The sequence below is a fragment of the Leptospiraceae bacterium genome (genome assembly GCA_025059995.1).
Taxonomy (GTDB): Bacteria; Spirochaetota; Leptospiria; order Leptospirales; family Leptonemataceae; genus SKYB61.
Genome location: JANXCF010000001.1, coordinates 336,139 through 363,066 on the forward strand (window position 1 = coordinate 336,139; position 26,928 = coordinate 363,066).

The 26,928-nt window shown below is 34.6% G+C and carries 26 protein-coding genes and 2 tRNA genes; 14 read left to right on the forward strand and 14 right to left on the reverse strand.

Annotated elements, in window-relative coordinates; all coding sequences use genetic code 11:
• The first annotated feature begins 6 nt into the window (after window positions 1–6).
• Entirely contained in the window at window positions 7–432 is a 426-nt protein-coding gene (hemJ, locus tag NZ853_01580; protein MCS7204369.1) for a protoporphyrinogen oxidase HemJ, read from the forward strand.
• Here the strand turns inward: hemJ and NZ853_01585 are convergent, their stop codons facing one another.
• Both NZ853_01585 and NZ853_01590 read right to left on the reverse strand, forming a co-directional pair.
• A complete protein-coding gene (locus tag NZ853_01585; GenBank protein ID MCS7204370.1) occupies window positions 433–1,023 on the reverse strand; it encodes a hypothetical protein in 591 nt (196 codons plus the stop codon).
• Window positions 1,024–1,052: 29 nt separating this feature from the next.
• Complete coding sequence (locus NZ853_01590) at window positions 1,053–2,363, reverse strand: aspartate aminotransferase family protein (GenBank protein MCS7204371.1); 1,311 nt, start codon at window positions 2,361–2,363, stop codon at window positions 1,053–1,055.
• 83 nt (window positions 2,364–2,446) lie between these two features.
• On the opposite strand from NZ853_01590, the gene NZ853_01595 reads away from it, so the two are divergent.
• The 3 genes from NZ853_01595 to NZ853_01605 all read left to right on the forward strand — a co-directional run bounded on the left by NZ853_01595 (window position 2,447) and on the right by NZ853_01605 (window position 5,802).
• On the forward strand, window positions 2,447–4,006 hold the full coding sequence (locus NZ853_01595; protein ID MCS7204372.1) for a hypothetical protein: 1,560 nt from the start codon (window positions 2,447–2,449) through the stop codon (window positions 4,004–4,006).
• Window positions 4,007–4,086: 80 nt separating this feature from the next.
• A complete protein-coding gene (locus NZ853_01600; protein ID MCS7204373.1) occupies window positions 4,087–5,082 on the forward strand; it encodes a hypothetical protein in 996 nt (331 codons plus the stop codon).
• Window positions 5,083–5,193: 111 nt separating this feature from the next.
• Window positions 5,194–5,802 carry a DeoR family transcriptional regulator gene (locus NZ853_01605; protein ID MCS7204374.1) on the forward strand — a complete coding sequence of 203 codons (609 nt, stop codon included), beginning with the start codon at window positions 5,194–5,196 and terminating at the stop codon, window positions 5,800–5,802.
• 116 nt (window positions 5,803–5,918) lie between these two features.
• Here NZ853_01605 and NZ853_01610 read toward each other — a convergent pair whose 3' ends face one another.
• The gene (locus NZ853_01610) at window positions 5,919–6,362 is read right to left on the reverse strand and encodes an NUDIX hydrolase (protein MCS7204375.1); all 444 of its coding nucleotides are present in this window, start codon (window positions 6,360–6,362) and stop codon (window positions 5,919–5,921) included.
• Window positions 6,363–6,504: 142 nt separating this feature from the next.
• Complete coding sequence (locus NZ853_01615) at window positions 6,505–7,008, reverse strand: C-GCAxxG-C-C family protein (protein ID MCS7204376.1); 504 nt, start codon at window positions 7,006–7,008, stop codon at window positions 6,505–6,507.
• A gap of 169 nt (window positions 7,009–7,177) precedes the next feature.
• On the opposite strand from NZ853_01615, the gene NZ853_01620 reads away from it, so the two are divergent.
• The 3 genes from NZ853_01620 to NZ853_01630 all read left to right on the forward strand — a co-directional run bounded on the left by NZ853_01620 (window position 7,178) and on the right by NZ853_01630 (window position 10,837).
• A complete protein-coding gene (locus NZ853_01620; protein ID MCS7204377.1) occupies window positions 7,178–8,521 on the forward strand; it encodes an FAD-dependent oxidoreductase in 1,344 nt (447 codons plus the stop codon).
• 21 nt (window positions 8,522–8,542) lie between these two features.
• Window positions 8,543–9,184: a methyltransferase domain-containing protein gene (locus tag NZ853_01625; GenBank protein MCS7204378.1), complete on the forward strand. Its 642-nt coding sequence runs from the start codon at window positions 8,543–8,545 to the stop codon at window positions 9,182–9,184.
• Between the two features lie 180 nt (window positions 9,185–9,364).
• Window positions 9,365–10,837, forward strand: coding sequence for a radical SAM protein (locus NZ853_01630; GenBank protein ID MCS7204379.1), 1,473 nt, complete (start codon window positions 9,365–9,367; stop codon window positions 10,835–10,837).
• Here the strand turns inward: NZ853_01630 and NZ853_01635 are convergent.
• Both NZ853_01635 and NZ853_01640 read right to left on the reverse strand, forming a co-directional pair.
• Entirely contained in the window at window positions 10,834–11,679 is an 846-nt protein-coding gene (locus NZ853_01635; GenBank protein ID MCS7204380.1) for a bifunctional methylenetetrahydrofolate dehydrogenase/methenyltetrahydrofolate cyclohydrolase, read from the reverse strand. The two genes, NZ853_01630 and NZ853_01635, sit on opposite strands and share 4 nt — an antisense overlap.
• A 72-nt stretch (window positions 11,680–11,751) precedes the next feature.
• Window positions 11,752–12,618 (reverse strand): polysaccharide deacetylase family protein, encoded by an 867-nt coding sequence (locus NZ853_01640; GenBank protein ID MCS7204381.1) that lies wholly within the window; start codon window positions 12,616–12,618, stop codon window positions 11,752–11,754.
• Between the two features lie 101 nt (window positions 12,619–12,719).
• Here NZ853_01640 and NZ853_01645 point away from each other — a divergent pair, with 101 nt between their 5' ends.
• Window positions 12,720–14,366: an acyl-CoA/acyl-ACP dehydrogenase gene (locus NZ853_01645; protein MCS7204382.1), complete on the forward strand. Its 1,647-nt coding sequence runs from the start codon at window positions 12,720–12,722 to the stop codon at window positions 14,364–14,366.
• A gap of 39 nt (window positions 14,367–14,405) precedes the next feature.
• On the opposite strand, the gene NZ853_01650 is transcribed toward NZ853_01645, so the two are convergent.
• On the reverse strand, window positions 14,406–14,930 hold the full coding sequence (locus NZ853_01650) for a hypothetical protein (GenBank protein MCS7204383.1): 525 nt from the start codon (window positions 14,928–14,930) through the stop codon (window positions 14,406–14,408).
• 537 nt (window positions 14,931–15,467) lie between these two features.
• On the opposite strand from NZ853_01650, the gene NZ853_01655 reads away from it, so the two are divergent.
• Together NZ853_01655 and NZ853_01660 are read left to right on the forward strand one after the other, a co-directional pair.
• Window positions 15,468–16,070, forward strand: a complete 603-nt coding sequence (locus NZ853_01655; GenBank protein MCS7204384.1) for a peroxiredoxin — start codon at window positions 15,468–15,470, stop codon at window positions 16,068–16,070.
• A 171-nt stretch (window positions 16,071–16,241) separates the two neighbouring features.
• Complete coding sequence (locus NZ853_01660) at window positions 16,242–17,819, forward strand: PAS domain-containing protein (protein ID MCS7204385.1); 1,578 nt, start codon at window positions 16,242–16,244, stop codon at window positions 17,817–17,819.
• Here the strand turns inward: NZ853_01660 and coaD are convergent.
• From coaD to NZ853_01675, 3 genes are all read right to left on the reverse strand, one after another.
• The gene (gene coaD, locus NZ853_01665) at window positions 17,814–18,311 is read right to left on the reverse strand and encodes a pantetheine-phosphate adenylyltransferase (GenBank protein ID MCS7204386.1); all 498 of its coding nucleotides are present in this window, start codon (window positions 18,309–18,311) and stop codon (window positions 17,814–17,816) included. The two genes, NZ853_01660 and coaD, sit on opposite strands and share 6 nt — an antisense overlap.
• A 104-nt stretch (window positions 18,312–18,415) precedes the next feature.
• Window positions 18,416–18,487, reverse strand: a tRNA-Glu gene (locus NZ853_01670).
• A gap of 3 nt (window positions 18,488–18,490) precedes the next feature.
• Window positions 18,491–18,563, reverse strand: a tRNA-Lys gene (locus NZ853_01675).
• 142 nt (window positions 18,564–18,705) lie between these two features.
• Between NZ853_01675 and NZ853_01680 the strand changes: the two genes are divergently transcribed.
• A complete protein-coding gene (locus tag NZ853_01680) occupies window positions 18,706–19,197 on the forward strand; it encodes a chemotaxis protein CheD (GenBank protein MCS7204387.1) in 492 nt (163 codons plus the stop codon).
• A gap of 11 nt (window positions 19,198–19,208) precedes the next feature.
• Window positions 19,209–20,279, forward strand: a complete 1,071-nt coding sequence (locus tag NZ853_01685; GenBank protein ID MCS7204388.1) for a chemotaxis response regulator protein-glutamate methylesterase — start codon at window positions 19,209–19,211, stop codon at window positions 20,277–20,279.
• On the opposite strand, the gene NZ853_01690 is transcribed toward NZ853_01685, so the two are convergent.
• From NZ853_01690 to NZ853_01705, 4 genes are read right to left on the reverse strand one after another with little or no spacing between them, the layout of a single operon-like run.
• Window positions 20,271–20,573: a hypothetical protein gene (locus NZ853_01690; protein MCS7204389.1), complete on the reverse strand. Its 303-nt coding sequence runs from the start codon at window positions 20,571–20,573 to the stop codon at window positions 20,271–20,273. The genes NZ853_01685 and NZ853_01690 overlap by 9 nt on opposite strands.
• 6 nt (window positions 20,574–20,579) lie before the next feature.
• Window positions 20,580–21,530: a 2-dehydropantoate 2-reductase gene (locus NZ853_01695; GenBank protein ID MCS7204390.1), complete on the reverse strand. Its 951-nt coding sequence runs from the start codon at window positions 21,528–21,530 to the stop codon at window positions 20,580–20,582.
• Between the two features lie 21 nt (window positions 21,531–21,551).
• Entirely contained in the window at window positions 21,552–23,441 is a 1,890-nt protein-coding gene (locus NZ853_01700; protein ID MCS7204391.1) for a hypothetical protein, read from the reverse strand.
• Complete coding sequence (locus NZ853_01705) at window positions 23,438–24,298, reverse strand: AAA family ATPase (GenBank protein ID MCS7204392.1); 861 nt, start codon at window positions 24,296–24,298, stop codon at window positions 23,438–23,440. The genes NZ853_01700 and NZ853_01705 overlap by 4 nt, the downstream gene beginning before the upstream one ends.
• 119 nt (window positions 24,299–24,417) lie before the next feature.
• Between NZ853_01705 and NZ853_01710 the strand changes: the two genes are divergently transcribed.
• Entirely contained in the window at window positions 24,418–25,356 is a 939-nt protein-coding gene (locus tag NZ853_01710; protein MCS7204393.1) for a hypothetical protein, read from the forward strand.
• 80 nt (window positions 25,357–25,436) lie between these two features.
• Window positions 25,437–26,909: an HDOD domain-containing protein gene (locus tag NZ853_01715; protein MCS7204394.1), complete on the forward strand. Its 1,473-nt coding sequence runs from the start codon at window positions 25,437–25,439 to the stop codon at window positions 26,907–26,909.
• The last annotated feature ends 19 nt before the right edge of the window (window positions 26,910–26,928 follow it).

Below are 26,928 nucleotides of genomic sequence, written 5' to 3' on the forward strand. Positions count from 1 at the left end.
GAGTCAATGATTTATTTATGGATAAAAGCATTTCATATCATTTTCATGGTGGCGTGGTTTGCTGGGATGTTCTATATTTGGCGCTTGTTTGTTTATCATATGGAAAATCCTCATCAAGAAGTAAAAAACCAATTAGCTATCATGGAAAGACGACTCTATAAGATCATCATGATGCCAGCTATGATACTTACAGTAACATTCGGGATTATCATGCTCATTATGAACTGGAATTATTTTCTTAATGTTGGGTGGATTTGGGTGAAGATTTTAGTTGTATTTGTCTTGCTTTACTGGCATTTCTTGGTGCCATATTACATGAAACAATTCGAGAAAGGAGTAGCTTATCCATCAAAGAAATTTCGAATCATGAATGAGGTTCCAACGTTGATTTTGATTATCACTGTGCTTTTGGCAATTTTAAAGCCGTTTTGATTAATCTTCGATTTGAATGATCTCTGACTCGGCAAACAAAGTGGGATTGATTTTTTTGAGGGATTTTAATAATTCTAATGCTTCATCATGAGAATAAAAGCATCCGATTGCTAATTTTTGGTGTTCACCATTTTTTACAGGAATACGAAAAATTGCACCCTGTTTGAACAAAGGGTAATTTTCTAATTTCGAACATGGCACTATATTGGCATTTGCTAAAACCTGTTTGTCTTGCAAATACCTGATGATTTCTGAAGATTGTTTTGCAGGATAAATCCCCAAAAAAACCATCACATCTGCATTTCTCTGAGGCACATTCGAGACCACTACATTTGATGATATTTTTTTCTTTGTTGTGATGTTTGTGGCACCGGGACCTTCTTCGAATCGATCTGGATTTATGATTAGGTTTTTTTCTATCTCTTTGAATTTCATGATTTGGTAGGTAATCAGAGTTCCTAAAACAAATCCCAATAGAAAAAAAACAAAATGAAGCTTATATTTTTTTGCATATACATCTTTTTTTTGGACAGGTTTTTGGGTAGTTTCAGTTTTAAATTTTTTTGCAAAGTCAATGTTTTGAATGGACATTTTTTCTATTATCGAACCATCAAGAAAAATTAACGAAAAGATTCTAAAGACTTCTGCAAGAGATTCAAACCTTCATTGGCTAACTCAAGATCAATATTCAGAGGAGGAAGAATGCGAATGACGTTCTCGGCGGTGCAATTCACGATAAGTCCATTCTCAAGACACTTCATTACTACGTCACGACATGGGCGATTCAATTCAATACCAAACATCAATCCCACACCCCGAATTTCTTTGATAAAGTCAAACTGGCTTTTTAAGATATAAAGCCTTTTAAAGAAGTATTCAGAAAGTCCCCTCACATTGTCTAAAATATCCGTTGTGAGAAATATTTTTATCGTTTCGAAGGCTACTCGACAAGCTAAATGATTTCCACCAAATGTAGAACCATGAATACCCGGCACAAATACATCTGCAAATTCTTCTTTTACGATCATTGCACCAATTGGAAAGCCATTTCCTAATCCTTTCGCAAGGGTAATGACGTCTGGCTCAATATCATAATATTGAAATGCGAATAAATGCCCTGTTCTTCCTATCCCACATTGGATTTCATCAAAAATTAGTAAAGATTTTGTTTCTTTTGTTAGTTCTCTTGCTCTTTGCAAAAAATTCTTTGATAATGGGTAGATACCAGCTTCCCCTTGGATGGGTTCAAGAAAAATTCCACAAATATCATCTTGATGTTCTTCGAAGACTCTTTCAAGTATTTCTATATTTGGTGGAATGATTTTGACATTAGGAAGTAAACTTCCCAATCCTTTTCTTACTTTTTCATTTCCTGTGATGGATAGAGCTCCAAAGGTTCTACCATGAAAACTTCTTTCTAAAGAAACAAGAATTTCAGCTCCATTTTTTTGTTTTTGTCCGTAAAGCCTTGCAAACTTGATGGCTGCTTCATTTGCTTCAGTTCCTGAATTACAAAAAAAGACCTTTCCGGGAAAGCTATTTTCCACTAAAACTTCGGCAAGGAGGGCTTGTTCTTCTGAATAAAATAAGTTTGATGAATGGATAATACGGTTGCTTTGTTCTTCAATGGCTTGAAGGATGCTTGATTCTGCATGTCCCAAATTTGTTACTGAAATTCCACTAAGAAAGTCGATATATTGCTTGTTGTTTGAGTCGTATACGTAAGCACCTTGCCCATAGTAGAACGCTACTGGAAATCGCTGATATGTGTTTAAAATGTATTTTTCTGTTTTGGCTTTGATTTCTTCGAAGGAGAGAGGAAGTCGAAAAGTTTCTTGATATTCATGATCAGAAATATCCTCTGAAGTTGTTCTTTGAGAAGTATGTGTGAGAAATTCAAAATCTTCTTCATGCATAATTATGAATTTCATAATATTTTCGAATTCAATTGAAAATCAAGAATTTTAGCATAAAAAAAAATAGAAAAAAATAAAAAACCATATAAAGTGGTAGTATGCCATATAGAATTCAGAAGTTCGTTTTTGAGAAATCTAATATAAGTTTGGATTGGGAAAATCAGGCGAAAGAGTGGGACTATTTCGTTGTGCCTGTTTTTGAAAAGCCGAAATCTGAGTCAAACGATAAAAGCGAAATTTTCTCATCTTCTTTTTTAGAAAAATTAAATGGAATTTACAAAATCTTTGAAGTATTTTCTAAAGAAGAGTTTCAAGGAAAATATGGAAGTAGCTTTTTGTTTCCTTCCGCCAAAGAAACTTCGATTTTGTTTGTAGGTCTTGGAACTATAAAAGAAATTTTATACAATCCTGAGCACAAAATATCTCGTGCTATATTGAAAGCTCTACAAACCATCAAAAAAAAGAAAATTTCAAAAATGGGTTTTGATTTTGAATCAATAAAAGAATTTTATAAAACTTTTGAAATATCTTTTCATTTAAGATCACTATTGACAAACATTTTGATTGCTTTTGAAGAATACACTTATCACAGCTTAGAAGCAAAAGAAATTTCAAAAGAAATAGAGGAATTAAAAATTTTTCTGGATGAAGATATACCCGAAGAAATTCAAAGATTTAGCTTATCTGTTTTACGAGCGAGGGCAAATACGAAAGATTTAGTGAATATGCCATCGAATACCAAAACTACCCTCACTTTAGTAGAAAAAGCGAAAAGTCTAAACAACCATCAACTCAAGATCGATATCATAGACGACGTGGAATGGATCAAAACTAATATGCCATGTTTTTACATGGTGGCAAAAGGCTCTCTTGCTTCTGATCCTCCCAAATGGATTAGGGTGGAATATACTCCAAAAACAGAGATCAAACACAGGATTGCTCTTCTCGGTAAAAGCATCATTTTCGACACAGGAGGATACCAAGTCAAGCCTGATAATTACATGAACACAATGAAAGCGGATATGACGGGTGGAGCTTCTGTTTTATCTATCATCGAAGAGGTCGCAAATTTGCAGATACCTTACTTGAAAATCACGGCTTATTGTCCTGTGACGGCTAATAAAATTGATTCAGATGCTATGCTTCCAGACTCAATTGTAACTTCCCATAGTGGAAAAAGAGTGGAAATCCGTCATACCGATGCCGAAGGAAGATTAACGCTGATTGATGCCATAAGCATTGCTGAAAAAGAAGAAAATGATATTTTTATCATCATTGCTACTTTGACCGGATCTGCTGCAAGAGCTGTGGGACCACGCATTGCTTTAATGTCCACTCGCAGAGATAAACGAAAGGATTTTGAACAAGCTCTCGAAGAGATTGGAGAACCCTATCAAAGTTTAGAAATTGAAGATGATGATTATGAAGACATCAAAAGTAAATTGGATGGTGCAGATATCAATAACATCGGAAACGAAAAATATCGAGGAGCTCAAACTGCGGCATCTTTTATATTTAGTGGATTATCATCACGAGAGAAAGTTTGTTTTCACTTAGACATAGCTGGTGGTGATGTGGACAAGGAAGAGAAAGCCACAGGAATAGCCATCAAAGGAGTTTTAAATTACTTATGGAACTTGGCACAATCATCACACTAAAAAAGAAAAATACGAATTCTTTATGAGATTGTAAATCAAAAGATATTGAATAAGATAGAAAAAGTATTCGTATAGGAACTATGATTCGAACTCTTGAATATATAAACAAATCAATAAAACCCATTAGTAAATTCAAAATCCATAATTTCCAAAAGATAACGATAAACGAAAAACCTTGCTATAAGTTTAGCCCTATCGAAAATCACAAAAAAGAAAAAATCTTGGTTGTTATTCCAGGGATGACTGTAAGAGGAATTGATGATCCAAGACTACTTAAGCAATGTGAGATTTTTCGACAATTGGGGTTTATCACGTATCTTCCTTATTACCCTGAAATCCACAAACTCGAAATCCAACCAGAAAGTATAGACAATATCGTAAAAGATTTGAAAACCATTATTCAAATCCATCATGAAGAAAAAATCTATCTTATGTCGGTATCATTTTCAGGGGCTTTGACTTTGATAGCTTCTTCCCATTCAGAAATACGAGACTATATTAACTCAATTTTTCTGATAGGTTCTTTTGCTCATTTTCGAACAACTGCCAGTTTTTTAATTTTAAATAAAGATGTTGATCCTTATGGATATTTCATCATACTGAAAAACCTTTTGCCCTACATAAAAGAATACAACTATCCCGAACTCGTAGAAGCATTCTATATCGCAGCCATTGATGATGCTTTGAAGACCAAACCCCCAAAACTTGAAGAACACTTAGAGAAGTATCCTCATATCAGAGAAACTTTTGAGAAATTAATGAATGATGATGAAGAAAGAAAAAAGATTTTTGATTCTGCCATGAATCACCCAGAAGTGAAAAACATTAACGTAAAGTTCGATGTTCTTCCTTATATTCGATTTATCAAAGCAAAGATTTCTATTCTTCATGGCAAAAATGACTCTGTAATTCCTCCTGAAGAGTCTATTATGATTTATAAAGAATGTCAGAAATACAATATTCCATCAAGAATTACTGTTACTTCTTTGTTGGATCACGGGAATGTGAGGCTAAATTTAAATGTAATAGCCGAATTTTTTTCATTAATACATACTTTGAATTTTTTTTTGGAATAGCAAGTGTTTTTTCAAAGCCTCCTGTGATCCTAACGATATATCAACGAAAAACAAAATTTAGATTAAAATAAAATTGACAAAACAATCGTATTGTTTTTTAAAATCAAAGATATGAACAAAGAAAAAGAAAATCGAAAGGCTTCTATTTTAGAAATCTTGAAGGAGAAAAAGGTCACAACAGCCAAAGACTTAAGCAAGATGTTGAATGTATCCGAAATGACCATCTATCGAGATATAAGGGAGCTTTCAAATGAAGGTTTCATTGATAAAAAACACGGAAGCATTAAGATACAAGAAAAAGAGAACAAACAAAAAATCGAAGATCAAAATCAAAATAAGCAATGTCCTATATGTTTCAAGAATATCAATCCTCAAACTTCATACAAAATATTACTTGATACTTCTGAAATCGTTGAGGCTTGTTGTGAGCATTGCGGGTTAATCTTGCATCAAAAATATGAACAAAAAAATGTCGCAGCAATTTGCTATGATTTCATTAAGCGACAACCCATCAATTCTTACGAGGCGAATTTTGTTGTGGATTCTCTTGCTGTGCCTTGTTGCAGTCCCAGTGTGATTGCTTTTAACAATAAAGAAGATGCAGAAAGATTTACGAAAGGTTTTGGAGGAAAAGTTTTAAATTTTGTCGATGCATATAATGAATTAAAAAATAGGTCATCGAAAAATCTACATTCTTGTTGTCATCCAGTCCGACATTAAAGTAGAAATTAAAGTTTAACTCTTTGATAGGATAGGTTCTTTTAGGAATCTTAAACTTAAACTAAATACATAAATTTTAACTTCACTTATTTTGTGTAAAACAATTCTTATGACTTTTATTTGGTTTGCATAAATTCTTTGGGATTAGGTTTTACTCCTGTTTTCTTGTATCGAATATAATCTGATATGATTCTTTTGTGATCGAAAACGAACTCTATGTTCAAAAGTTCATGGATAGGAACTAAGAAAGCTTTCTTTGCATCATCGGCTCCCTTGGGTTCTCCTTCAGCTCTGGCTATAAAAACAGAACTGATCGTGTGAAATCTATGATCACGTTTGGGATCGGAATAAGTATATAAAAAATCATACAACTCAACATCCAACGAAGTTTCTTCTTTGGCTTCTCGTATGGCGGCTTCTTCGAGACTTTCCCACAAATCCACAAAACCACCAGGAAGAGCAATACCAACAGGAGGATATTTTCTTTCAATCAAGACAATCGAATCACCAATTTCAATAATAATGTCCACACTCGAGAAAGGCGTTTTGATTTCCATCATTAGAACATTTTATTGAAAAATATAACGTCAACTTAAAAGTAAAACTAATGTGAAATGTAGAATAAAAAACAAAAGATAGATAAAAAAATTAACGAAAAGAAAATAGTTTAATGATTTTATAAATTTATTTAATTAATTGAATTTAATTTTTTTGATTTTCTTTTAGTTTTTTTGCGAATTCTAAGGCATATTTAGTTGAAAAGGCAATATATACACCACAAGTATGCAAGTCGAAGTCCTTATCGAATGGAACATCACAATCATGTCCACTTAAGTGCTTGCAGAGAGTTCCCTTGAAAGTTTGCTCGAAGTTGTCGTAGAATTTTTGGGCGAATTCTCGAATTTCTTTTTTGTTGTATCCTTTTTCGGCTGCGTATTTACTTATGAAGCTAATACCACTTAAAAGAGCTCCACAGGTTTCTCCTTTTCCAGCAATCCCTTTCCCAAAACCACTTACAAAGGCTTTGTATTGTAATGAAGGAACTTGATCGAATTCTGCAATCGATGAGGCAATGGCTTCGGAACAATTATCTGAACCATAAACGAAATTATCAGAGGCTTTTTGAACAAAATCTTTTATGTCATCTTCAGAGGAATTAACAATCTCTTCAATCATATCTTTGGGAGTTAATTTTGTTTTTTCCATAGTTGCCAAAAAATTAAGAAATGTTTTTTTCGTCAAATAGATTATACACGTATTATGTATTTGTAGTCAGTGAATTAATTTTTTGTTGCCAAAGACAAACTTAAATATTTTATGGTAATTACATTATACCTGTATGGGGTATAAGCATCCTATCGATTAGGAGGAAGTTATGGGTAAAAACGTGATTGAAATCCAAGCACAAGATTATGAAAAATACGTGCTACAATCAGACAAACCCGTGATTTTGGATTTTTATTCCGATGAATGTGTTCCTTGCGAAGCGTTAGCACCGAAATATGAAGAACTATCAGAAATTTTTGGTGATAAGATTGTGTTTCTCAAGATGTGGAGGCAAAAAAATCGTGAACTTGCTTTGAGTTTAGGTGTAAGGTCAAGCCCAACTTTGATTTTTTATCAACCTCGCGGAAAGGAAGTAGGGAAAAGACTCACAGGCGGAATTAAGAAAAAAGAAATCATCGAACAAATCTCAAATCTGATTGGAGAAGAAGAAGTCAAAAAGAGACTTTCTCAAAAACCAAAGAAAAGGCGTGATGTAGATGTGATTGTCTTGGGTGGTGGTCCAACAGGATTAACAGCAGGTCTTTATCTGGCTCAGGCGAAATTGGATACGATTATAATAGATCAAGATTTGCCAGGTGGTCAAGTCAAAATTACTCACATGATCTCGAATTTCCCGGGGACAGGTGGTCCTATCTCTGGCTGGGAGTTGGGAGAAAGAATGCAAAAACAGGTTCGAGAAGCTGGTGCCGAAATCATTAGTGCCGTTGATGTGACAAAAGTAAAATTACAACCAAGAGATCACGTTGTTTGGATTGATGATGATTTAGAAATCCACGGAAAAGCAATCATATTAGCGATGGGATCAGAACCCAGAAAACTAAAAGTTCCCGGCGAAGAAGAATACAAAGGACATGGAATCTCTTATTGTGCTACTTGTGATGGTAAATATTACGAAGGAAAAGAAGTAGTGGTCGTTGGGGGTGGTAACTCAGCTGTAGAAGAGTCTCTGTTCTTGACGAAGTTTGTAAATAAAGTAACAATTGTTCATCAGTTTGATCATCTACAAGCCAATAAAACTGCTCAAGAACAAGCCTTTCAAAATCCCAAAATTCACTTTGTATGGAATAGCGAACCGAGAGCCTTCGAGAAACTCCCTGATGGTCGGATGAAGGTGACTATTGAAAATGTAAAAACCAAAGAATACTCTGATATAATCACTGATGGAGTCTTCATCTTCGTTGGGTATGTACCTAATTTGTCCATTATCGAAGAGGATTTGGCTAAAGACAAGTGGGGTTATCTAATCACAGATGAAGATATGAGAACAAGCATTGAAGGAGTGTTCGCAGCTGGGGATTTGCGTTCCAAAAAATATCGACAAGTAACAATCTCTGTTGGTGAAGGAACCATTGCAGCGATGAGTTGCGAAAGATACATTGCAGAATTAAATCATGAATTAAAGAAAGAAAAAGATTTAGTATTAACGAAATAAAAAATTTTTGGTTCCCTGAAGATGGAATTGTTGTTTTTAGATTCCATAAAAGTTCGATATGCACAAGAGGCAGATGCTGCATGCTGCCTTTCTTGTGGCTCTCCCATTGAATATTCTTTTTTGAAGCCTGGAGAAGTCTTGGTTGATTTGGGTTCGGGCAGAGGAACAGACGTAATTAAAGCAACTAAATATATAGGTTCCTCTGGAAAAGCAATTGGGATTGATGCAACCCCAGAGATGATATCAGTGGCAAAAAGAAATGCCGAAAAGCTACGCTTAAAAAATGTAGATTTCCTTCTAGGTGAGATTGAGAACATACCTCTCGGTGATGAAGTTGCAGATGTGGTGATTTCTAATTGTGTTATTAATCACGCAAAGGACAAAGCGAAGGTTTATCAAGAAATTTATCGTATCCTCAAACCCAATGGTAGATTTGTGATTTCTGATATTATAGCCGAGAAGGAATTACCAGAGGAAGTCAAAAATGATCCAGAATCTTGGGCACAATGTTATGGTGGAGCCATCACAAAAGAAGAGTATTTTCTTGCTATAGCAAAGGCAAACTTCAAGGAAATTGAAATCTTAGAAGAAAGTGCACCATACGAGAAAGGGAAAGAACGAGTCCTCATAAGAAGTATCACAATTCGGGGATACAAAAAATAGGAGGTAAAAAATGACAAAAACAAAAGGAATTCGCCCAATTTCCAGACCAAAACCAGTAGAAAAGTTGGTAAAAGTAGCTCAGTGCTGCTCCAAACAATCTAAAATTATCTCTGGTTGTCACGATTAATTACTGCCCCACCTGGGGCTTTTTTTTAGTTTCAAAAACAAAAGGTGGTGAGTATGATAAAATCCCGCTATACTTTTACGTTTGAAACTCCCTCAAAGCGTTTTTTCATCATGAATTACCTGACAGGTGCTATTGATGAGGTCCTTCCAGAAGAAAGAGAAGAATTAGAAAAAAGACTCGAGAAAAATGAATGGTCAGATTATCATTTGAAAGATTACTTTTTAGAACGAGGTTATCTTTTTCCATCCGTAGAAGACGAACAAGAATACATTCACGAAAAATATATCGAATTTTTGGAAGAATACGAAAATACGCCAGTTCAAATCATCTTTTCTACTACTTATGCATGTAATTTTTCTTGTGTTTATTGTTTTCAAGAGAGTTATAAAGAAAATTCGAAAATCATCACACCTGAAGTTACAAATGCGTTTTTCCAATACATTTCTATTCAATTTGCCAATGAAAAAATCAAGCCATATATTACCTTATTTGGTGGTGAACCTTTACTCGGTGGTGAGCGATACAAAAAAAATCTTTTGTATTTCTTAGAAAAAGCCAAAGAATACGATTACGAAATCACGATTGTGACCAATGGCTATGAGCTTGTAAATTACGTTCTGGACTTCAAGAGAATTGGGGTTCGAATCAGAGAAATTCAAGTAAGTATTGATGGAAGTCCTGAACAGCACAACAAACGAAGACCCACAGCATCTGGTAAACCTACGTTTGAACGAGTAGCTCTCGGTGTTTCCGAAGCCCTAAAAAGTGGGTATCGAGTCAATCTAAGAATGATTGTTGATAAAGAAAATTTGCCCACACTCGTAAAATTAGCAGAATACGCAGAAGAAGCTGGTTGGTTGAATTATTCAGATTCGTTTTTTGAAACTACGATTGGAAGAAATTATGAACTACATACATGCCAACCCAAAGCAAGCCTGTATAACCGAGTTGAGCTCTGGAAGGATTTTATCGACTTAGCTGAGAAATATCCCATTATGAAGAAATTTCACAAACCCCATTTTCATGGTATACGATACTTGGCGGAAAACGGCACTTTGCCAATGCCGATTTTTGATGGTTGTCCTGCGGGGAAAAAAGAATGGGCATTTGACTTATACGGGAATATCTATGGTTGCACGGCATCTGTTGGAGTTGAGAAATACAAACTGGGAAACATATTCGAAAACACAAAATTAGTCAAAGATTCTGTCAGGCTACAGAGTTATAGTCCAGAGGCTATTGATGCAGAAGTAAAGTTTATAAACACATCACATAAACCTGAAATGTACCACCAAGCGGTTTTATTGAAGGACAGTCAAGAAGAACAGCGTTTGAAGTGGCAAACCAGAGATGTTCTGTCTATTCCTGAATGTAGAACCTGTCCAGTTTCATTGTCATGTGGTGGAGGCTGTGGAGTATTAGCAGCAAATCGAACAGGAGAAATTTTATCTCCTGATTGTAGACCTGTGAAGGAAATTGTTTCTATGGCAATAGATTATTATCGAATAGGTCTCGAGGAAACCTAAGCTTTTTTGACTTTCTTTTCTGCGGCTAAGTAAGTATGATATAGTAGCATAGTGATAGTCATCGGTCCTACACCCCCTGGAACTGGTGTGATATACGAACACTTTGGATAACAGCTCTCAAAATCAGCATCACCGATGTTTCCGGGATTGTAGCCCGCATCCACCAAAACACATCCTTCCTTTAGCCAATCACCCTTGACAAACTTGGGAATGCCACATGCAGCAAAGACAAAATCAGCAGTTCGAACGATTTCTGGCAAATCCTTCGTTTTTGAATGGCATATTGTTACAGTCGAATTTCGCTGCAAAAGGAGCATCGAAAGTGGTTTTCCAAGTATGGGGGAACGACCAATCACCACGGAATGCTTCCCCTCTAAGTTTAGGTTGTATTCATCCAAAAGTCGTATGATGCCTGCAGGAGTACAAGACGGATACGTTGGAAGACCAAAACTAATTTTTCCAAAGCCTAATGTCGTTACTCCATCAACGTCTTTTTCAATATCGATTGCATCAAAACACAATCGTTCATCCACAAGTTTGGGGACTGGATGTTGTAGTAAAATTCCATCAACATTAGGATCTTGATTTAATTTTTGGATTTCATGAAGAACTTCTTCTGTTGTGGAAGTTTCTTTCATGTGAATTTTGAAAGAATTCATTCCTATCTTTTCGCATGCTTTGACTTTCATATTTACGTAGGTTTGTGATGCTGGATGATTACCAACAAGAATAGTCGCTAAGGTTGGAGTTTTGTTGTACTTTTTCTTTAGTTCCTCAACTTGAATTTTCAAACTTTCACGGATTTTTTCGGAAAGGGCTTTTCCATCTAAAATCACTGCCATATACGAAATCCCAAGTTCTCAACCTAAGCTAAGGGAAACAAGCATTTTACAAAAATCAAAAAAGCAAAAGTTTCACTTCTTGTTTTGGGAGTGGGAGTCAGTGATTTTTATTTTTGAGAACGAGAGGAAGTATTTGTACTCGATAAAGTTATCTCGGTTTTCGAATTTGTGGATTGTGTATCGTCTCATGACGCCTTCGAATTTTTTTGTTAAATCCACGGGTTTTGCGTCTGTTGTAAGAACCAATTGATAGCCATTTTCAAAAGCATACTTATGAAGTTCTTCTGTGTATAGACCCATAGGGTAGGCAAATGCCCAAATTTTGTGATTTAGTTTTTCTTCGAAAATTTTTTTTGAATACACCATTTCTTGATATAGTTTATTTCTGAAGTCGGCTTCGGACTGTCCCTCTTGTCGAATGTGAAAGATAGTGTGGGTGTGGGAGTGATTTTGAATATCAAACCCCTCTTGTAATAAACGCTTTAAATCCTCCCAACTACTTCCAAACATGGGGTGAGGATAAATCATGTTTGTGTAAAAAAAGAACGTAGCATGAAACCCATATTCCCTCAAAATTGGCGCTAGAACCCTAACGATGTTTGTATAATTGTCATCAATAGTAATGACAACTGAAGGCTTTTCTAAAAGAGTGTTTGTAATTGCATGTTCATACAATTCTCTAAGGGAGATTACTCGAATATTCTCGTTTTTGATAACATCCAGATATTTTCTGAATTCCTGCCTTGTGAGAGAGAAAGGTCCGAAGCCATCAACGTTATGAAACAAAAGAATAGGAACTAAATAATACAACCTTTCTGTTTTTGGAGCTGTTGAGATTGTTTTTTGTGAGGAAAATGAGTAACTAATAAAAACACTAAATAGTAATATTGCAATGAACACAGGTAAAGAAATCATAATTCTTTTTTTGATGGAGCTCATCAATACATAATTTCGAGAAAAGAAATGGTTTTCTCAAAAGAAAAAGACTTGGATTTTTGAAAAATTGTAGCCACTAAAAGAAAAATCAAAAAAATATTCTCATGATAGATAATCGACTAATCCAAAAGGTTCAAAATTTATATCACACCCAACTCAATAAAATCATCGAAAGGTTAGCTAACAAAGTAAAAGATCACAGCGGAATTTCTGTAGATAAAATGGATGAAAACCAATATGTCTTTTACAATTTAGCATTTTGCGTTGCAGAGAAAGCTGTTTCTGATTATTTCCTCAAATACGCAGTAAAATACACTCCCTTAGAACAAACTATGGCGGCTATCTTTTTGGGGGAATCATTCCATCATTTGCGAAGTGAACTCTCATCACGTATGCAAGAATATGAAATCACAAATGATGAATTAAATGAACTGTTTTCGAGTGAGGTGAATCAAAGTGTTCAAGCCCTTTTAGATAAAAAGTTATATGATTACGTAGCAAACGAAGTTCTAAAGGGAAATTACGGAGCTCTTGATACAGATGACTACACGGATATTCGAGATACTTACCGAAAGATTGCTGAGACGATTGTTTATCCTCATGCAGAAAGAGTTCATCGGCATGATGAGTTTGTTCCCGAAGAAATCATTCAAACTTTGATTGAAAATGGAGCTTTTGGTCTATCAATCCCTGAAAAATATGGTGGGTATTTGGATTCCTTTGGAAACATTGGAATGATGATTGTCACTGAAGAATTATCTCGAGGTAGTTTGGGGATTGCAGGTTCCCTCATCACAAGACCTGAGATTTTATCCAAGGCTCTTCTAAAAGGTGGAACGGAAGAACAAAAGCAAAAGTGGTTGCCTATGATTGCATCTGGTGAGAGGATGGTTGCTATTGCTGTGACTGAGCCGAATTTTGGTAGTGATGTTGCTGGTATGAAGGTGGCTGCTGACAAGGTTGACGGTGGCTGGGTGATTAATGGCGTGAAAACTTGGTGTACGTTTGCAGGTTATGCAGATACTCTCCTAGTTTTAGCAAGGACAGAAAAGGATCCCAACCTCAAACACAAGGGACTTTCGATTTTATTAGCTGAAAAACCACGTTCGAAGGAACATAAATTTTCTTTCACAAAAGAAGAAAACGGAATCAAAGGGCACATCACAGGCTCTGCGATTCCAACCATTGGTTATCGAGGAATGCATAGTTTTGAAGTAAGCTTTGAAAACTGGTTTGTTCCCGATGAAAACCTCATTGGAGGAGAAGGGGGAAGAGGAAAAGGTTTTTATTTACAGATGGCTGGTTTTGCAGGAGGAAGGGTTCAAACCGCTGCAAGAGCTACAGGAGTGATGCAAGCTGCATTAGAAGCAGCCAATCGATATTCAAAAGAAAGAAAAGTCTTTGGTAAAGAAATCAGTGAATATCAGCTAACAAAATGGAAATTAGCACGAATGGCAATTATCACACAAGCATGTAGGCAGTATTCTTACGAAGTCGCAAGAATGATGGACGAAGATAAAGGCAACATGGAAGCCACCTTAGTGAAATTCTATGCCTCCAAACTTGCTGAGTGGGTTACTCGTGAAGCTATGCAAATCCACGGAGGGATGGGCTATGCAGAAGAATACCCAGTTTCTCGTTATTTTGTTGATGCCCGTGTATTTTCGATTTTCGAAGGAGCCGAAGAAGTAATGGCTCTTCGTGTTTGTGCAAGGGATATTTTAAATCAAGCAATTACGGTCGGAGTGTAATCAAGTAGAACTCCGACTCTACTTTTTTCTAAAATTAGACTAAAAGCCAAAACGAAGTAAGGGGCGAAACCAAGGAATCCCTGCAAATAAAACCAGAATACTGATAAAACTGAAGATAAGAACTTTTCTCAAGTCTTTTGCCTTATCAATGTTTTCTAAACGACTATTCATCATATGAACCAATCCAACAAAAATGATCATTAAAGTAGGATGTTCAATAGCGATCATTCGAAGTTCTCTTTGTTTGATCATCTCAGAAAAGTTATTCCATGAACCCAAAACAGAGGGATTAAAGAAATAAAGTGTGAATCCCAAAAACAATTGAATATTTACCAAAAGAGAATAGCGAAAGAGAAATTTCTTTAGCCATACAAGAGAAGTTGACAAATAGTTTGTGATTTCAGTTTCTTGCATTTTAGAGACCTTAATGTAGTTTTTTAGAAGCAAAGCAAAAATCAAGAGAATGCCGATCACTATTAACCAACGAAAAAAGTTGTGCAAAGAAATCATAAACGTAAGAAAAGCAGAATCAATCATAAATTCAAAATAAAAAATCCATATCAAAAGAAAAGTTTTTTAATTAATAATCAGTTTAAATCAATTAGGATTAGTTCTTTGGGATTTTTCTAATCAAATTCTCATAAGCGTGATTTATTCATTTCTAGGTTTCCATGTATTGACTTACTTAACCACTCCTTATGCTCATATGGCATCATGAATTCTCAAAATATTAAAAAAGCTCTCTCAAGAAGTCATTTGCAATCATAAATAAAAAAGTCTTATTGTATGTTAGAAAAAACTTAAGCCAAGATTTTTTTATACTTCATATTTGAGTTTTTATTTGATATAAAAGTTTTTACAAATAAACTGATTTTGGCTTTTAATATTTAATAGTAAATACCATACTATGGATAGAAAACTCTTTTGTTTTTTGAAGATAAGTTTTCGCGTTTTCGTATAAAATTGAATGAACTCATTTTAATTCAAAAGGGATTATAAAAAAATTTCACAATTTTATGAAAATGATTTGTCTTTAGAATGATTTTACTTTTATTTTTATTATAAAATTAAAATCATTCTAATTAAAAAAGGAGACAATGTATGGAAAAAAACCATTGTTTACAAGTTGGACAAAAAGCTCCAGACTTTACTGCTGAAGCGGTAGTAGGAAAACAATTTAAGACCATTTCCCTTTCTGACTACAAAGGGAAATACGTGGTTTTGTTTTTTTATCCTTTGGATTTTACGTTTGTCTGCCCCACTGAGATTACTGCTTTTGACGATATGTATGACGAGTTCAAAAAAGTTGGGGCTGAGATCATAGGTGTGAGTGTGGATAGTAAATATAGTCACTTGGCATGGATCAACACCCCTCGTAAAGATGGAGGATTAGGAAATATCAGATACCCATTAGTATCTGACATTACAAAAGAAATCTCAAGAAAATACAATGTTCTAATTGAAGATGCTGGTGTTTCTTTAAGGGCTGTATTTATTATTGATCCAAAGGGAATTTTGAAGATTTCAATTATCAATAACAACAACGTAGGAAGAAATGTTCGGGAAGTCTTGCGACTATTAAAAGCTGATATTTACGTCGAAAGCCATCCTGGTGAAGTTTGTCCTGCGAACTGGGAAGAAGGTATGGATACAATGAAAGCAGATATAGAAGGTGCAAAAGAATACTTCCGAAAATACGCCTAATTCCTAAAAACAGATGGGCTCATAAAAATGAGCCCATCCCTTTTCGTTTATCTCGCAAATATCTCGCAAATTCGAAGATAACCTCATTTGCTTTTTTCTCATAATAAAATCTTTGTCTACTTGTAAAATTGATTGACGACTTTGAAATCGATATTTAAATATCGTAAATCTATGGTTGAATTTGTTAAACACATTTTTTTTTACCAAATCTTAGATGGTATTGAAAAAGAATTTATTATTTCTAAGACCAATCCCAAAGGTATCATCACTTTTGTTAATGACCTTTTTTGCGAAATTTCTGGTTATTCTCGCGAAGAACTGATTGGAAAACCCCATAATATTGTTCGTCATCCTGATATGCCTAAGAAAGTCTTTCAAGAGCTCTGGGATACGATTAAAAACAAAAAGAAACCTTGGACCGGACTCATCAAGAACCGTCGAAAAGATGGAAGTCATTATTGGGTAATTTCTACAATCTATCCTCTATTTGATCCCATTAATCCAAATGAAATTTCTGAGTTCGTTTCAGTTCGAAAAGAAGTTACAGCTTTGATGGATAGTTATGAAAAAGATCAATTTTTTTCTAATTTTTATGAAATCCTTAATCTTTTTTACACGAATGATGATTTACATACTATATTAGATAAATCTTTGGAAATTATTCTCACCTTTCCGTGGTTAGAAGTAGAATCAAGAGGAGGGATCATGCTATGGAACAAAGAAAAAAAGCAATTAGAAATGTTTGTTCGCAAAGGTGTGGGTGAAAGTCTAATACGAACGTGTAGTATTGTCCCAGAGGGAAGGTGTTTATGTGGTATAGCAGCACAGAAAAAGAGCTTGGTATTTAAATCTCACGTTGACGAGGAACATCACAATCATCCAGAGGGAATGCAACCTCATGGTCATTACAACGTTCCCCTAATGCATGGTAAGGACCTGATGGGAGTTTTATTTTTGTATGTAGAAAATGGTTATAAGCAAAGAAAGATCGAAACAGAATTCTTAGAATTATTAGGGCAAGTCTTAGGAAATATAATCTATCAGTTTCAATTACAAAAACAATTAGAAGAGCAAAATATCAAAAACTATTTAATCTTGCAATATTTGAAGCAATACTCATCAAGAGATACGCATTTAATAGCAAAAGAAAGAATTGAAAATATAAAAGATATTAATTACCAGTATACGAAGAATCGCTATCTTCATTTGATGTTTTTGGATATTTTTAACTTTACGGGATTTTCTGAGAAAAGGACACCAGAAGAAATAGTAAAACATCTAAATGAATTTTTCGAACCAATTATACAAATCATTTATCAACATCATGGGGATATTGACAAATTTATGGGAGATGCTATTTTTTCATATTTTGAACAAGCTAATGATTGCTTAGAGGCGGCAGTCAAGATACTTAAATACACAGAAACAGCGAATTTTAAATTAAAAATTGGTATCCATTCAGGATTTGTTGTTCATGCTGATATAGGAACTGATTTCAGAAAGGATTTTACTTTGATTGGAGACACTGTCAACACAACACAACGAATTCAGGCTGCTTGTCAACCTAACCAGATTTTAGTTAGTGAAACCTTCTATCATCATGTGACTGATTATCTAAAAGAAATTAGCGAAAACGGAATCAAAATTTCAAATCGAATTTTTTTACGTGCCAAAAACAAAACCTTATTGATCCCAGTTTACCAGTTAAAACTAAAAGATATCAAGACAGAAAAAGTTGAAACATTATAAATGACCAAATTTTTTTAAAAGAGCTTCATTTACCTCTGATGGAGCATAAGTATCTATTGTTTTTCCGTATCTTGCTGCTTCTTTGATGATGCTACTTGAGATATAAGAATATTCACGGCTCGCTAAAAGAAAGACTGTATCAATATCTGATGCTAATTCTCGGTTGATTTGGAAAATCGCATATTCATAATCAAAATCGGTAACAGCTCTTAGTCCTCTGACGATGGCTGTTGCTTTGATTTCTTTTGCAAAAGATGTCAAAAGACCTTTGAAAATCACAACCTCAACTTTATTATTGAAGATGTCACTTCTTTTTTGTAAAACTTTTTCAATAAGTTCTTTTCGTTCTTCCAATGTAAAAAGGGTTTGTTTTGAGGAGTTAACCGCTATTGCTATGTAAAGCTTGTCAAAAAGATGAATAGCACGATATATGATGTCTAAATGTCCATTGGTAATAGGATCAAAGGAACCCGGATATACTCCTATTTTCATTCCAACATACGATTTGACTCATCATTAGATGTAAAGAAAAATTCGCAAAATTTTCAATTAATTTCAAAAAGTTATCATCTTACTGATTCTTAATTAAAACGAAGCACCCCGTAGGGGATTTGAACCCCTGTTACCGCCGTGAAAGGGCGATGTCCTAACCACTAGACGAACGGGGCATTTGAGACCGCCGGGAATCGAACCCGGGACACCCTCCTTAAAAGGGAGGTGCTCTACCGACTGAGCTACGGTCTCATAGCTTCTTGTATACTTTTTTTTTATATTTAACGTAGTCAAAACAAAAATTTCGATTTTACAATTTTTTCATTCACTTGATAAATAAAACTTGATTAAGTTATGCCAAAAATAAGTTATAAATTTAATAAGGTTTCTTTAGATGAAAACAGAAAAATTAGTTTTTTTGCAGCCGGGTGAGCTTTACCTTACTTCAGAAGACATAGAAGTAAAAACTATCTTAGGATCTTGTGTTAGTGTAACTGTTTACAATAAAAGCTTGAACTTTGGGGGTATTTGCCATTATATTTTACCATCAGCACGAAGAGAAGAAGCAAGCACCAAATTTGGCAATATTGCAATCAAAATTTTGATCCATCAGCTTCTAAGAGCTGGTTCTCATATAAGTGATTTAGAAGCAAAGATCTTTGGTGGTGCAAGTGTTATTTATGATGAAAGTGAATATTTTTTCATTGGGGAAAAGAATATTCAAATAGCGAAAGAGATTCTCAATCAGTATTCCATCAGCATCGTCGAAGAAGAAGTCGGAGGGAATGAAGGAAGGAAATTGTTTTTCTACCCTAAATCAGGTAAAACAAAAATTGAATTTATCAAAAAATTACGTATCGAGGATTTGTATAATTCCAATCTTTGATCTTTGCTTTAATGAGAGAAAAAATCAAGGTCCTTATTGTAGATGACTCTGCCATCGTAAGGGATACCCTGACGCGACATCTGAACTCTCACGATGACATCGAGGTGGTTGGAACAGCTCCTGATCCATACATTGCCAGAGATAAAATAGTCAAGCTCAAACCCGACGTCCTTTTACTTGATATTGAAATGCCCAAAATGGATGGACTTTCTTTCTTGGAGAAGCTGATGGTATATCATCCTTTACCTGTTATTATTGTGAGTTCCATCACAACAAAAGACACATCAGCCATTTTTCGTGCTTTTGAGTTAGGAGCTTTTGATGTGGTTAATAAATCCTCTATGTATAGTGTTCAGGAAGTTTTAAATGAAATCGTTTATAAAGTACGCCAAGCTTTTGAAAACCGAGAAGTATTTTTAAAAAAATTTAAATCTGCAATACCTACAAATAAAAAAGAAACTAAAATCACAAAAAAGCAACATTTAGCAGAAATTTCAACAACAGACATGGTAATTGGGATTGGAGCTTCTACAGGGGGGACAACGGCTATTGAGTTTTTATTATCAAATCTTCCTAAGAATTTACCACCGATTTTGATTGTTCAACACATGCCGCCAGGTTTTACTAATCAATTTGCCCATCGTTTGAACGAAATCTCACAATTACAGGTAAAAGAAGCAGAGGAAAATGATATTTTAGAATTAGGGAAAGTACTGATAGCACCAGGTGGATTTCACTTAAAAGTTTTAAGAATGGGAAACATCGCAAAAGTTCATTTGGATGACAGCGAAAAAGTGAATTTTCAAAAACCCTCGGTTGATGTTTTATTCGAGTCTTTAGCAGAAACTTTCGGAAAAAATACCCTTGCCATCCTCCTTACAGGAATGGGGAAAGATGGTGCGGCAGGATTATGGAAAATCAAGCAAAAAGGTGGTTATACGATTGTTCAGGATGAAGAAACTTCGATAGTATGGGGAATGCCCAAGGCAGCAATCGACCTCAATGCCCATACAGAAATCCTTCCTTTATCGAAAATTCCGGAGAAAATCATCCAATACTTAAAGACTTTATCTTCACTTTAGGATGACTTCTTTGATATCAATCTTTCCGTTGAGCTTAGTTTCTTTTTGGTTTTTGGGATCAAACTTTGTGATGTTTCCCAAAACTCGTATCTTCTGGTTGATATAAAAAGAATTGATTACGGAAACCAGTTTCCCTGAGATCTCATATTTTTCGTTGTTTTCAGTGATGAATACGAGGATTTCTTGATTGTCTATCTTTTCTCGATTGACTAAACCTGTGATTTCAACATCCTTTGCCCAAAGGGAAGCTGTCAGAGCTATCCCTAAAACGAAGCTTAAAATTGTCTTCTTCATACTAAATTAGACATTATTTTTTCGGTTTTGTTCATCAAGAAATTTCAGTAAGTGATAAGTAAAAGTTAAATAAGGAACTAAGATTTTGTATTTCTTTGCAAGTTGCAAGGGTTCACCAACGATTGCTTCAATTTCCATAGGACGTTGAAGTTCGTAATCAATTAGCATGGATGTTTTGTAAGGATTCATTTTTTTGGTTCTTTCTATCATTTCTTTGACCATTTTTTTGCCAGGTGATTTTTTTTCGTATTCGGCGATCTTTATGATTTCGTTCATCAAAAAGGTTGATAATTTTTCCCCATGTTGTGAATTCACGATTAGCTCGGTCGTTGCTGAGTTTCCCATAACAGAGAGAGTATTGAAGGCAATATTCCATAAGAGCTTTTCCCAACGGGATTTTCGTAAATCAGATGTGAATTCTGTTTCAATCCCAGAAGAAAGAAAAATCTCAGTTATTTCTTTTGCATACTTTTGATCTTCTTTTTTTAGAGAACCAATCTTGATTTTCCCGTAATCTAAGTGGTGAACTTCATTTTGCGAAATTCTGTTTATGCACGTAAAAGCCAAACCACCCAAAATTATGGGTTGTTTTTTTCGAAAGTATTTGTTTTTTTTTATAAAATCATCAAACTTTTCTTCTTGATTGATTCCATTTTGTAGAAATAAAATTCTTGATTTGTCTTTTATGATGGGAGTTACTAACTCAGCAATTGTTTCAGTAGGAAGCACTTTTGTAGAAATGATGATGAGATCGGCTGGTTTCATGTCTTTCGTTGAAGCATAAGCTCGAATAGGGATGGTAAAATCACCCCAGATGCTTTTTACGTATAGGGTCTTTGTGTTTTCTAAATACTTTGACTGAAACTCAACGGAGTAGCCCTTTTTTGCGAGTTTTGCTCCGTAAAAGCTACCAACAGCACCTGCTCCAATGACAGCAACGTGTTGTAAGTCCTTCATGAGCTAAGAGGAGAATGACTTTTACCAGATGTATTTGTCTGCGTCTTTTCGCTTACTGTGATCACTCAAGACGTGAAATCTACGAATACGAGAAATCTTCTCTTGGTTTAACGTCGAAATCGGGATATACGCAATCTTTTGTCCGAAACGGGAAGCAAAATAGTTCATTTTTTGGCTATGGGGTTTATCAGCCACGTATATCACAACACTTTTTGTGTTGTAAAGAATCGCAGCTGCAAGAAGTTTTTCATTTGGTTTTCGAAAATTCCTCAATTCATAATCATCCCAGATGTAGGATAATCGTCCTGGCGGATAAGACAACATAAACCCACCATAGAAACATCGAGCAATGCCGGGTCCTACTATCATTTCATTTGGATCGGTTGCATAAAAAGCCATATCTCCTTCTTCGGAATGCTCACCCCACCACACGCTTTTCCAATGATACTTTTCTTCATCCAAGCTAAAAATGATTACTATGTTTCCTGCATCCCAATTTCGTTTTACTGCTTCTTTTACGTAAATAGTATTTTTGTAGTAATTTCTGATGGTTTCTCGATAATCAATGCCGTCATAAAGATTAGCAGTAAAAGGAAGAGTTCTTGTATCTTGGGATTTGACGATGGATAAGGCTCTTTTTCTTAGGTAATTTCCGAATTCTTCGATAACCACATCTTCCGGTGGATAAGAACAAAGACCAGAGTGATTCCAGAGCTCTTTCCACTGTCCTTGATATTCTTCTTTATGAATTTTGGATTTCATTTCTTTGACCATTTTGTTGTGATGAGTGAACAACAATAAACGAAATCGTATGATTTCCTTATCCAAACCTAATTCATCAAGGCTAAGTTTTAACTCAGGAAAAGGGGATGAGCTCTTTTCTATGCTTGTGATTTTTTCGTAGAAAATCTTTGCAAAGTTATCGTTCACAAAACCCTTCGCCGCTGAAATCAAAATCAAAGGATTTGGAATGAGTTTTTTGTAAATCAAGCTAAGATTTCTTGCAAACTGAAAAAAGAGCTTTTCTTTTTGAGGAGGGACAAAGTCTCCTGATTGGATTTCGTATTCATTTTTTGTCGCTTTGTAAAGGTTTCTGTTTAATAGAACTCGGTCAAAGTATTTCCATGCTTGAGGTTCATTTCGAAACTTATTCCATAGATTATTGTAATATCCGGGTTGCATCAAAACTTCTGGGCTCTGATCGGATAAGGAAAAAATTTCAATCTTGTATGTTTGATTTTCTTGGTAAAGGCTTTGATTTGCCAGTTGAATCTGAAGTGAGTCAAGGAGATCCTGGAGTTTTTCTTCCGGGTAATCTAAAAACTTCACAATATTATGGTAATGTTCAATCCCACATATTAGTAAGATTTCCTCCTCAGAATGAATCGATAAAAGCTTTTTTGTTTGTAGCGCCATGAAGGTTTCTCTGTAAAGGTCGTATAGATTTTTTTTGACGTTTCGTTTCTTTCTGTATAGCTCCACTAATTCTTCGAGGCTTAAGTAATGAAGCACGTATGTATCTGGAAAAGAAGTTTGAATTCTGTATAATGAGGCAACATGGAAATTCGGTGTTATGTTATCGATTAGATGATAAGGAATGTCAAGTTCATAGCAATTTCTTATGGCTTCTACAATCGGTTCTAACGGCTCTAAAATAAAGTAGCTTGGGATTTCTGTTTCTATCTTTATGACAGGATAAGAAGATACAAAAGGAATTGCACGATGGATTTCATTCGAAAGATAATATGGTGCTTCAATCAAAACCCTTTGAGGAGGATTATCAAAAAAGTGTTTTTTCACAAGAATAGTAAATTCTAAAGAGCCATGAACTATGGGTAATATGTTCAAATTTTCTTTTACTAGAATGGATTGATCAACTAATGTGAGGAGTTTACTTTCATTTACTTTCATATCTCAATATACCTTAAAGCTTCATCACCTAAGATATTCTGCACTGCTATGTGAAGGATTTCTTTGATCTGTTTATCTGTTAGTTTTTGTTTTCTATTTTCGGGTTCCCAGTATCGCTTTTGAACGGCTAATTTTAGTGCCATCCGAGTGATGTTGATACCATCACGTATGGAGTAGGGTTCATCTTCGAAATGAGCTCTTTGTAAGAAATTCACCACGTATGTAATGATCTCAGGTGGAGCAAACGGAATATTGGCTCGAAGGATTTCTTTTTCTTCATCAGCATCAGCAAAATCAATATAAATCGAAGGTTGAAGTCTACTTTGGATGTACTCAGGAATCTCAAATGTGGATGCATCTTCGTTCATGGTTGTTACAAAACGAAACTCATCATGAGCTTTGATTTTGATTCCCACTATGATGGACTCAACATACCTTCTATGATCCAACAAAGGAGCAAGGGATGCCCATGATTTTTCTCCCATTCGGTTTCCTTCATCCAAAATGGCAATACCCCCTTTAATCATGGCTGATACAATTCCTGAGGCTACGTATTTGATTTTTCCTTCAGCTGAAATCACAGGAGTAATGATTAAATCCTCAGGACGAGTATCCATAGTTGCTTGGAATATCCAAAAGGGCTTTTTGAGTTCTATGGCAACAGCACAAGCTAATGTGGTTTTTCCCACACCAGGTTTTCCGATAAGCCGGGGGTTTAACGGCATATCTTCTGGGTGAACCTTCATCCACGCCGCTTTTAGTTGTTCTTTTACGAAAGTATTTCCTACCCACTTAACGTCGAGTTGTTCGGGAGGAGTTAGTTCAATTTCAACTCCTTGTAGAATAACCTTTTCCATAATTTTCTATCTACTAAATATTTAGCTTTTAAAAAAATATCAAACAAATTTCGTTAATTTCGTTTGACTAATAGTCGAATAAGAAGCAAGGTATTTATTGGAATCCAGAGGAGAAAGCAATGAAATTTTTTTATTTTTTATCTTTTGTTATCATAGAAATGGTTTTAGCAATGGGTAATTTAAGGGCTCAGAATGTTGCGAATCAAAACATAGCGTCGCAAGGTCATGAGTCGAAAGATATTATTAAAATCGAAAATTATTTTCCCGTTAGCATCGAAGATCCAAGAATTGAAGTCAGAGAAATCTCTTTAGATCGAAGATTCTCTCCAGATGGTAAGGGAGAATTCTTAGATATTATGTTCAATATCGAGAATATGACAAATCAAAAAATTGATCTTTATGTTTGGGTGATTGCTTATTACGAAACCGATGCTGTTGATAAAGAAGAAAGATTGATTGTTCCACATCCGACATGGAGGGTTTACGATCCAGATAAGAGATTTTTTTTGACAAGATACATCAAAATCACACCCCGAGACATACCAACAGACAAAATTTGGAGTCCTGCTGATCCTGATCATAAAACCTATTTTGATGTGATCAAGAGAATGCGAAATGCCGTAGGACACATGAAGTTAATAGAAGACATTTATCCACCAGTTTGGAAATATGTAAGCTACATCATGAGGTATCCTACTCAAGGACTGCCTGTAATCTTATATGGAGATTTAGGACCAACACCTGATAAATTGATGTTCACAAATTATATCCCACCTACACCCGAAGAAAAAAGAACGAAAATTTTCAAAAATTTCGTAGAACATACCTATACAGTTGAATATGCAAGGCGAAGAACCATCTTTCGAAGTCATCATTACTCACCTTACAGACCTAATTTTTACTTTTTTAACATGTTTCGAATCTTGATTTTCGATGCAAATCAAGCTCAGGTTTTCGAAGAACAAGCTCAAAGACCATTACGTGAAGGAGAGAGCCCCGCTAATCCTGTTATGTATCACAGAATATTTTCTATCAGCAAAGAAATAAAAATTCGTTAATAATTTTGCTTTTTGAATTGCCAAGTGTAAATATTTTTTAGTTATGTATGAAAAAACGATAAAACTGGATAGTTTTTCTTGTGGAAGATATAAAAATACAGGAGTTTTTTAATTTTTTTTGGGAAAAGAAAAAAATTCGCTATTATTTTAAATCCAATCATGACAATATAATCCATTATTTGCATGCAATTTTCCATCGCATATTGGCAGAGTTGGATTTATCGTTTCTTACTGAAACAATTTATGTTATAGCTGTTGAATTAATATCGAATTTTCAAAAAGCAGTAGCGAAAAGAATTTTTTTTGCCGAACAGCAATTGGACATCAACAATTACCATGATTATGTTTCGAACATAGGTAAATTTAAATCTTTAGTTTTAGATCAATGGGATAAATATCCTATCGATTTAGAAAAATCAGCATATCGAATTTACTTTGATCTTATACTATCGAATGAATACTTTATCTTTTATATCGAAAACAATGTAAAGGTAACAATCTTCGAGAAAGAGAGAATAGAAAAACGTTTATTAGTTGATGAAACACAATATATTGATTTTTATAATGACTTAGACTTCAGTGAGGGAGGAGGATTGGGATTATTCCTCATAAAATCATTGATAGTAAATTCTGGAATTGGACTCAAAAACTTTAAGATCGAATTTCGTCAAGATTCAACAATAGGTATTTTGAGGGTTCCTTTAAAATTAAATAAACCATCAATTGAAACTTATTTAAGAAAGCTAATTCTAAATAAAGTAGATACATTACCTTCATATCCAGATCATCTACAAGAACTGATTAAAAAGTGTGATGATGGAGAAGTAGCTTTTGATTACATCGTGAATAAGATCATTCGAGATCCGGGATTAACTTCACAAATCATCCGATTAGCTTCCTCAGCGGGTTATATCACAAGAAACAAAAATCCTGATTTAAAGTTATCAATCAGTTTAATTGGACTAAGACAATTAAAACATCTATTGATGATTTACGCAACAAAGAATGTTTTTAGTAAGATTATAGAAAAAAAGCAATTAGAAGAAATCTGGTTTGAAAGTAATCGCATTGCTTATTTTTCTCAAAGGCTTCAAAAACTTCCAGAACTCAAAGAAATCAATTTCATTATAGGAATACTGAACCTAATCGGGAAATTGGTAATTTACAGTTTAGACAATAAAGAAATCCAAAGGATCCGTGTTTTGTCAAAGAACAGAGCTACATATTCTGATTTGATGTTGGAAGAATTAGAAATTGGAATCACCTATCCAGAGGTAGGAGCTGTTTTGGCAGAATTATGGAAGTTCCCAGATAACGTAATCTATGGTATACGATACCAAATGAAGCCATTACAAATCAGCGAAGACAAAATACCTATTGTGTATCCAGTCTACTTGGCAAAATGTATGAATGAAATATTATGCAATCGATTATCTTATGATTTTATAGAATATCGTGTGTTGAAATATTTTGATTTGTGGGATCGTAAAGATGAATTCCTTAAACTATGTGAAACTTATGATCAGGAATTTCGTTCAATATATGTTTTGTGATATATAAATTAAAATCATT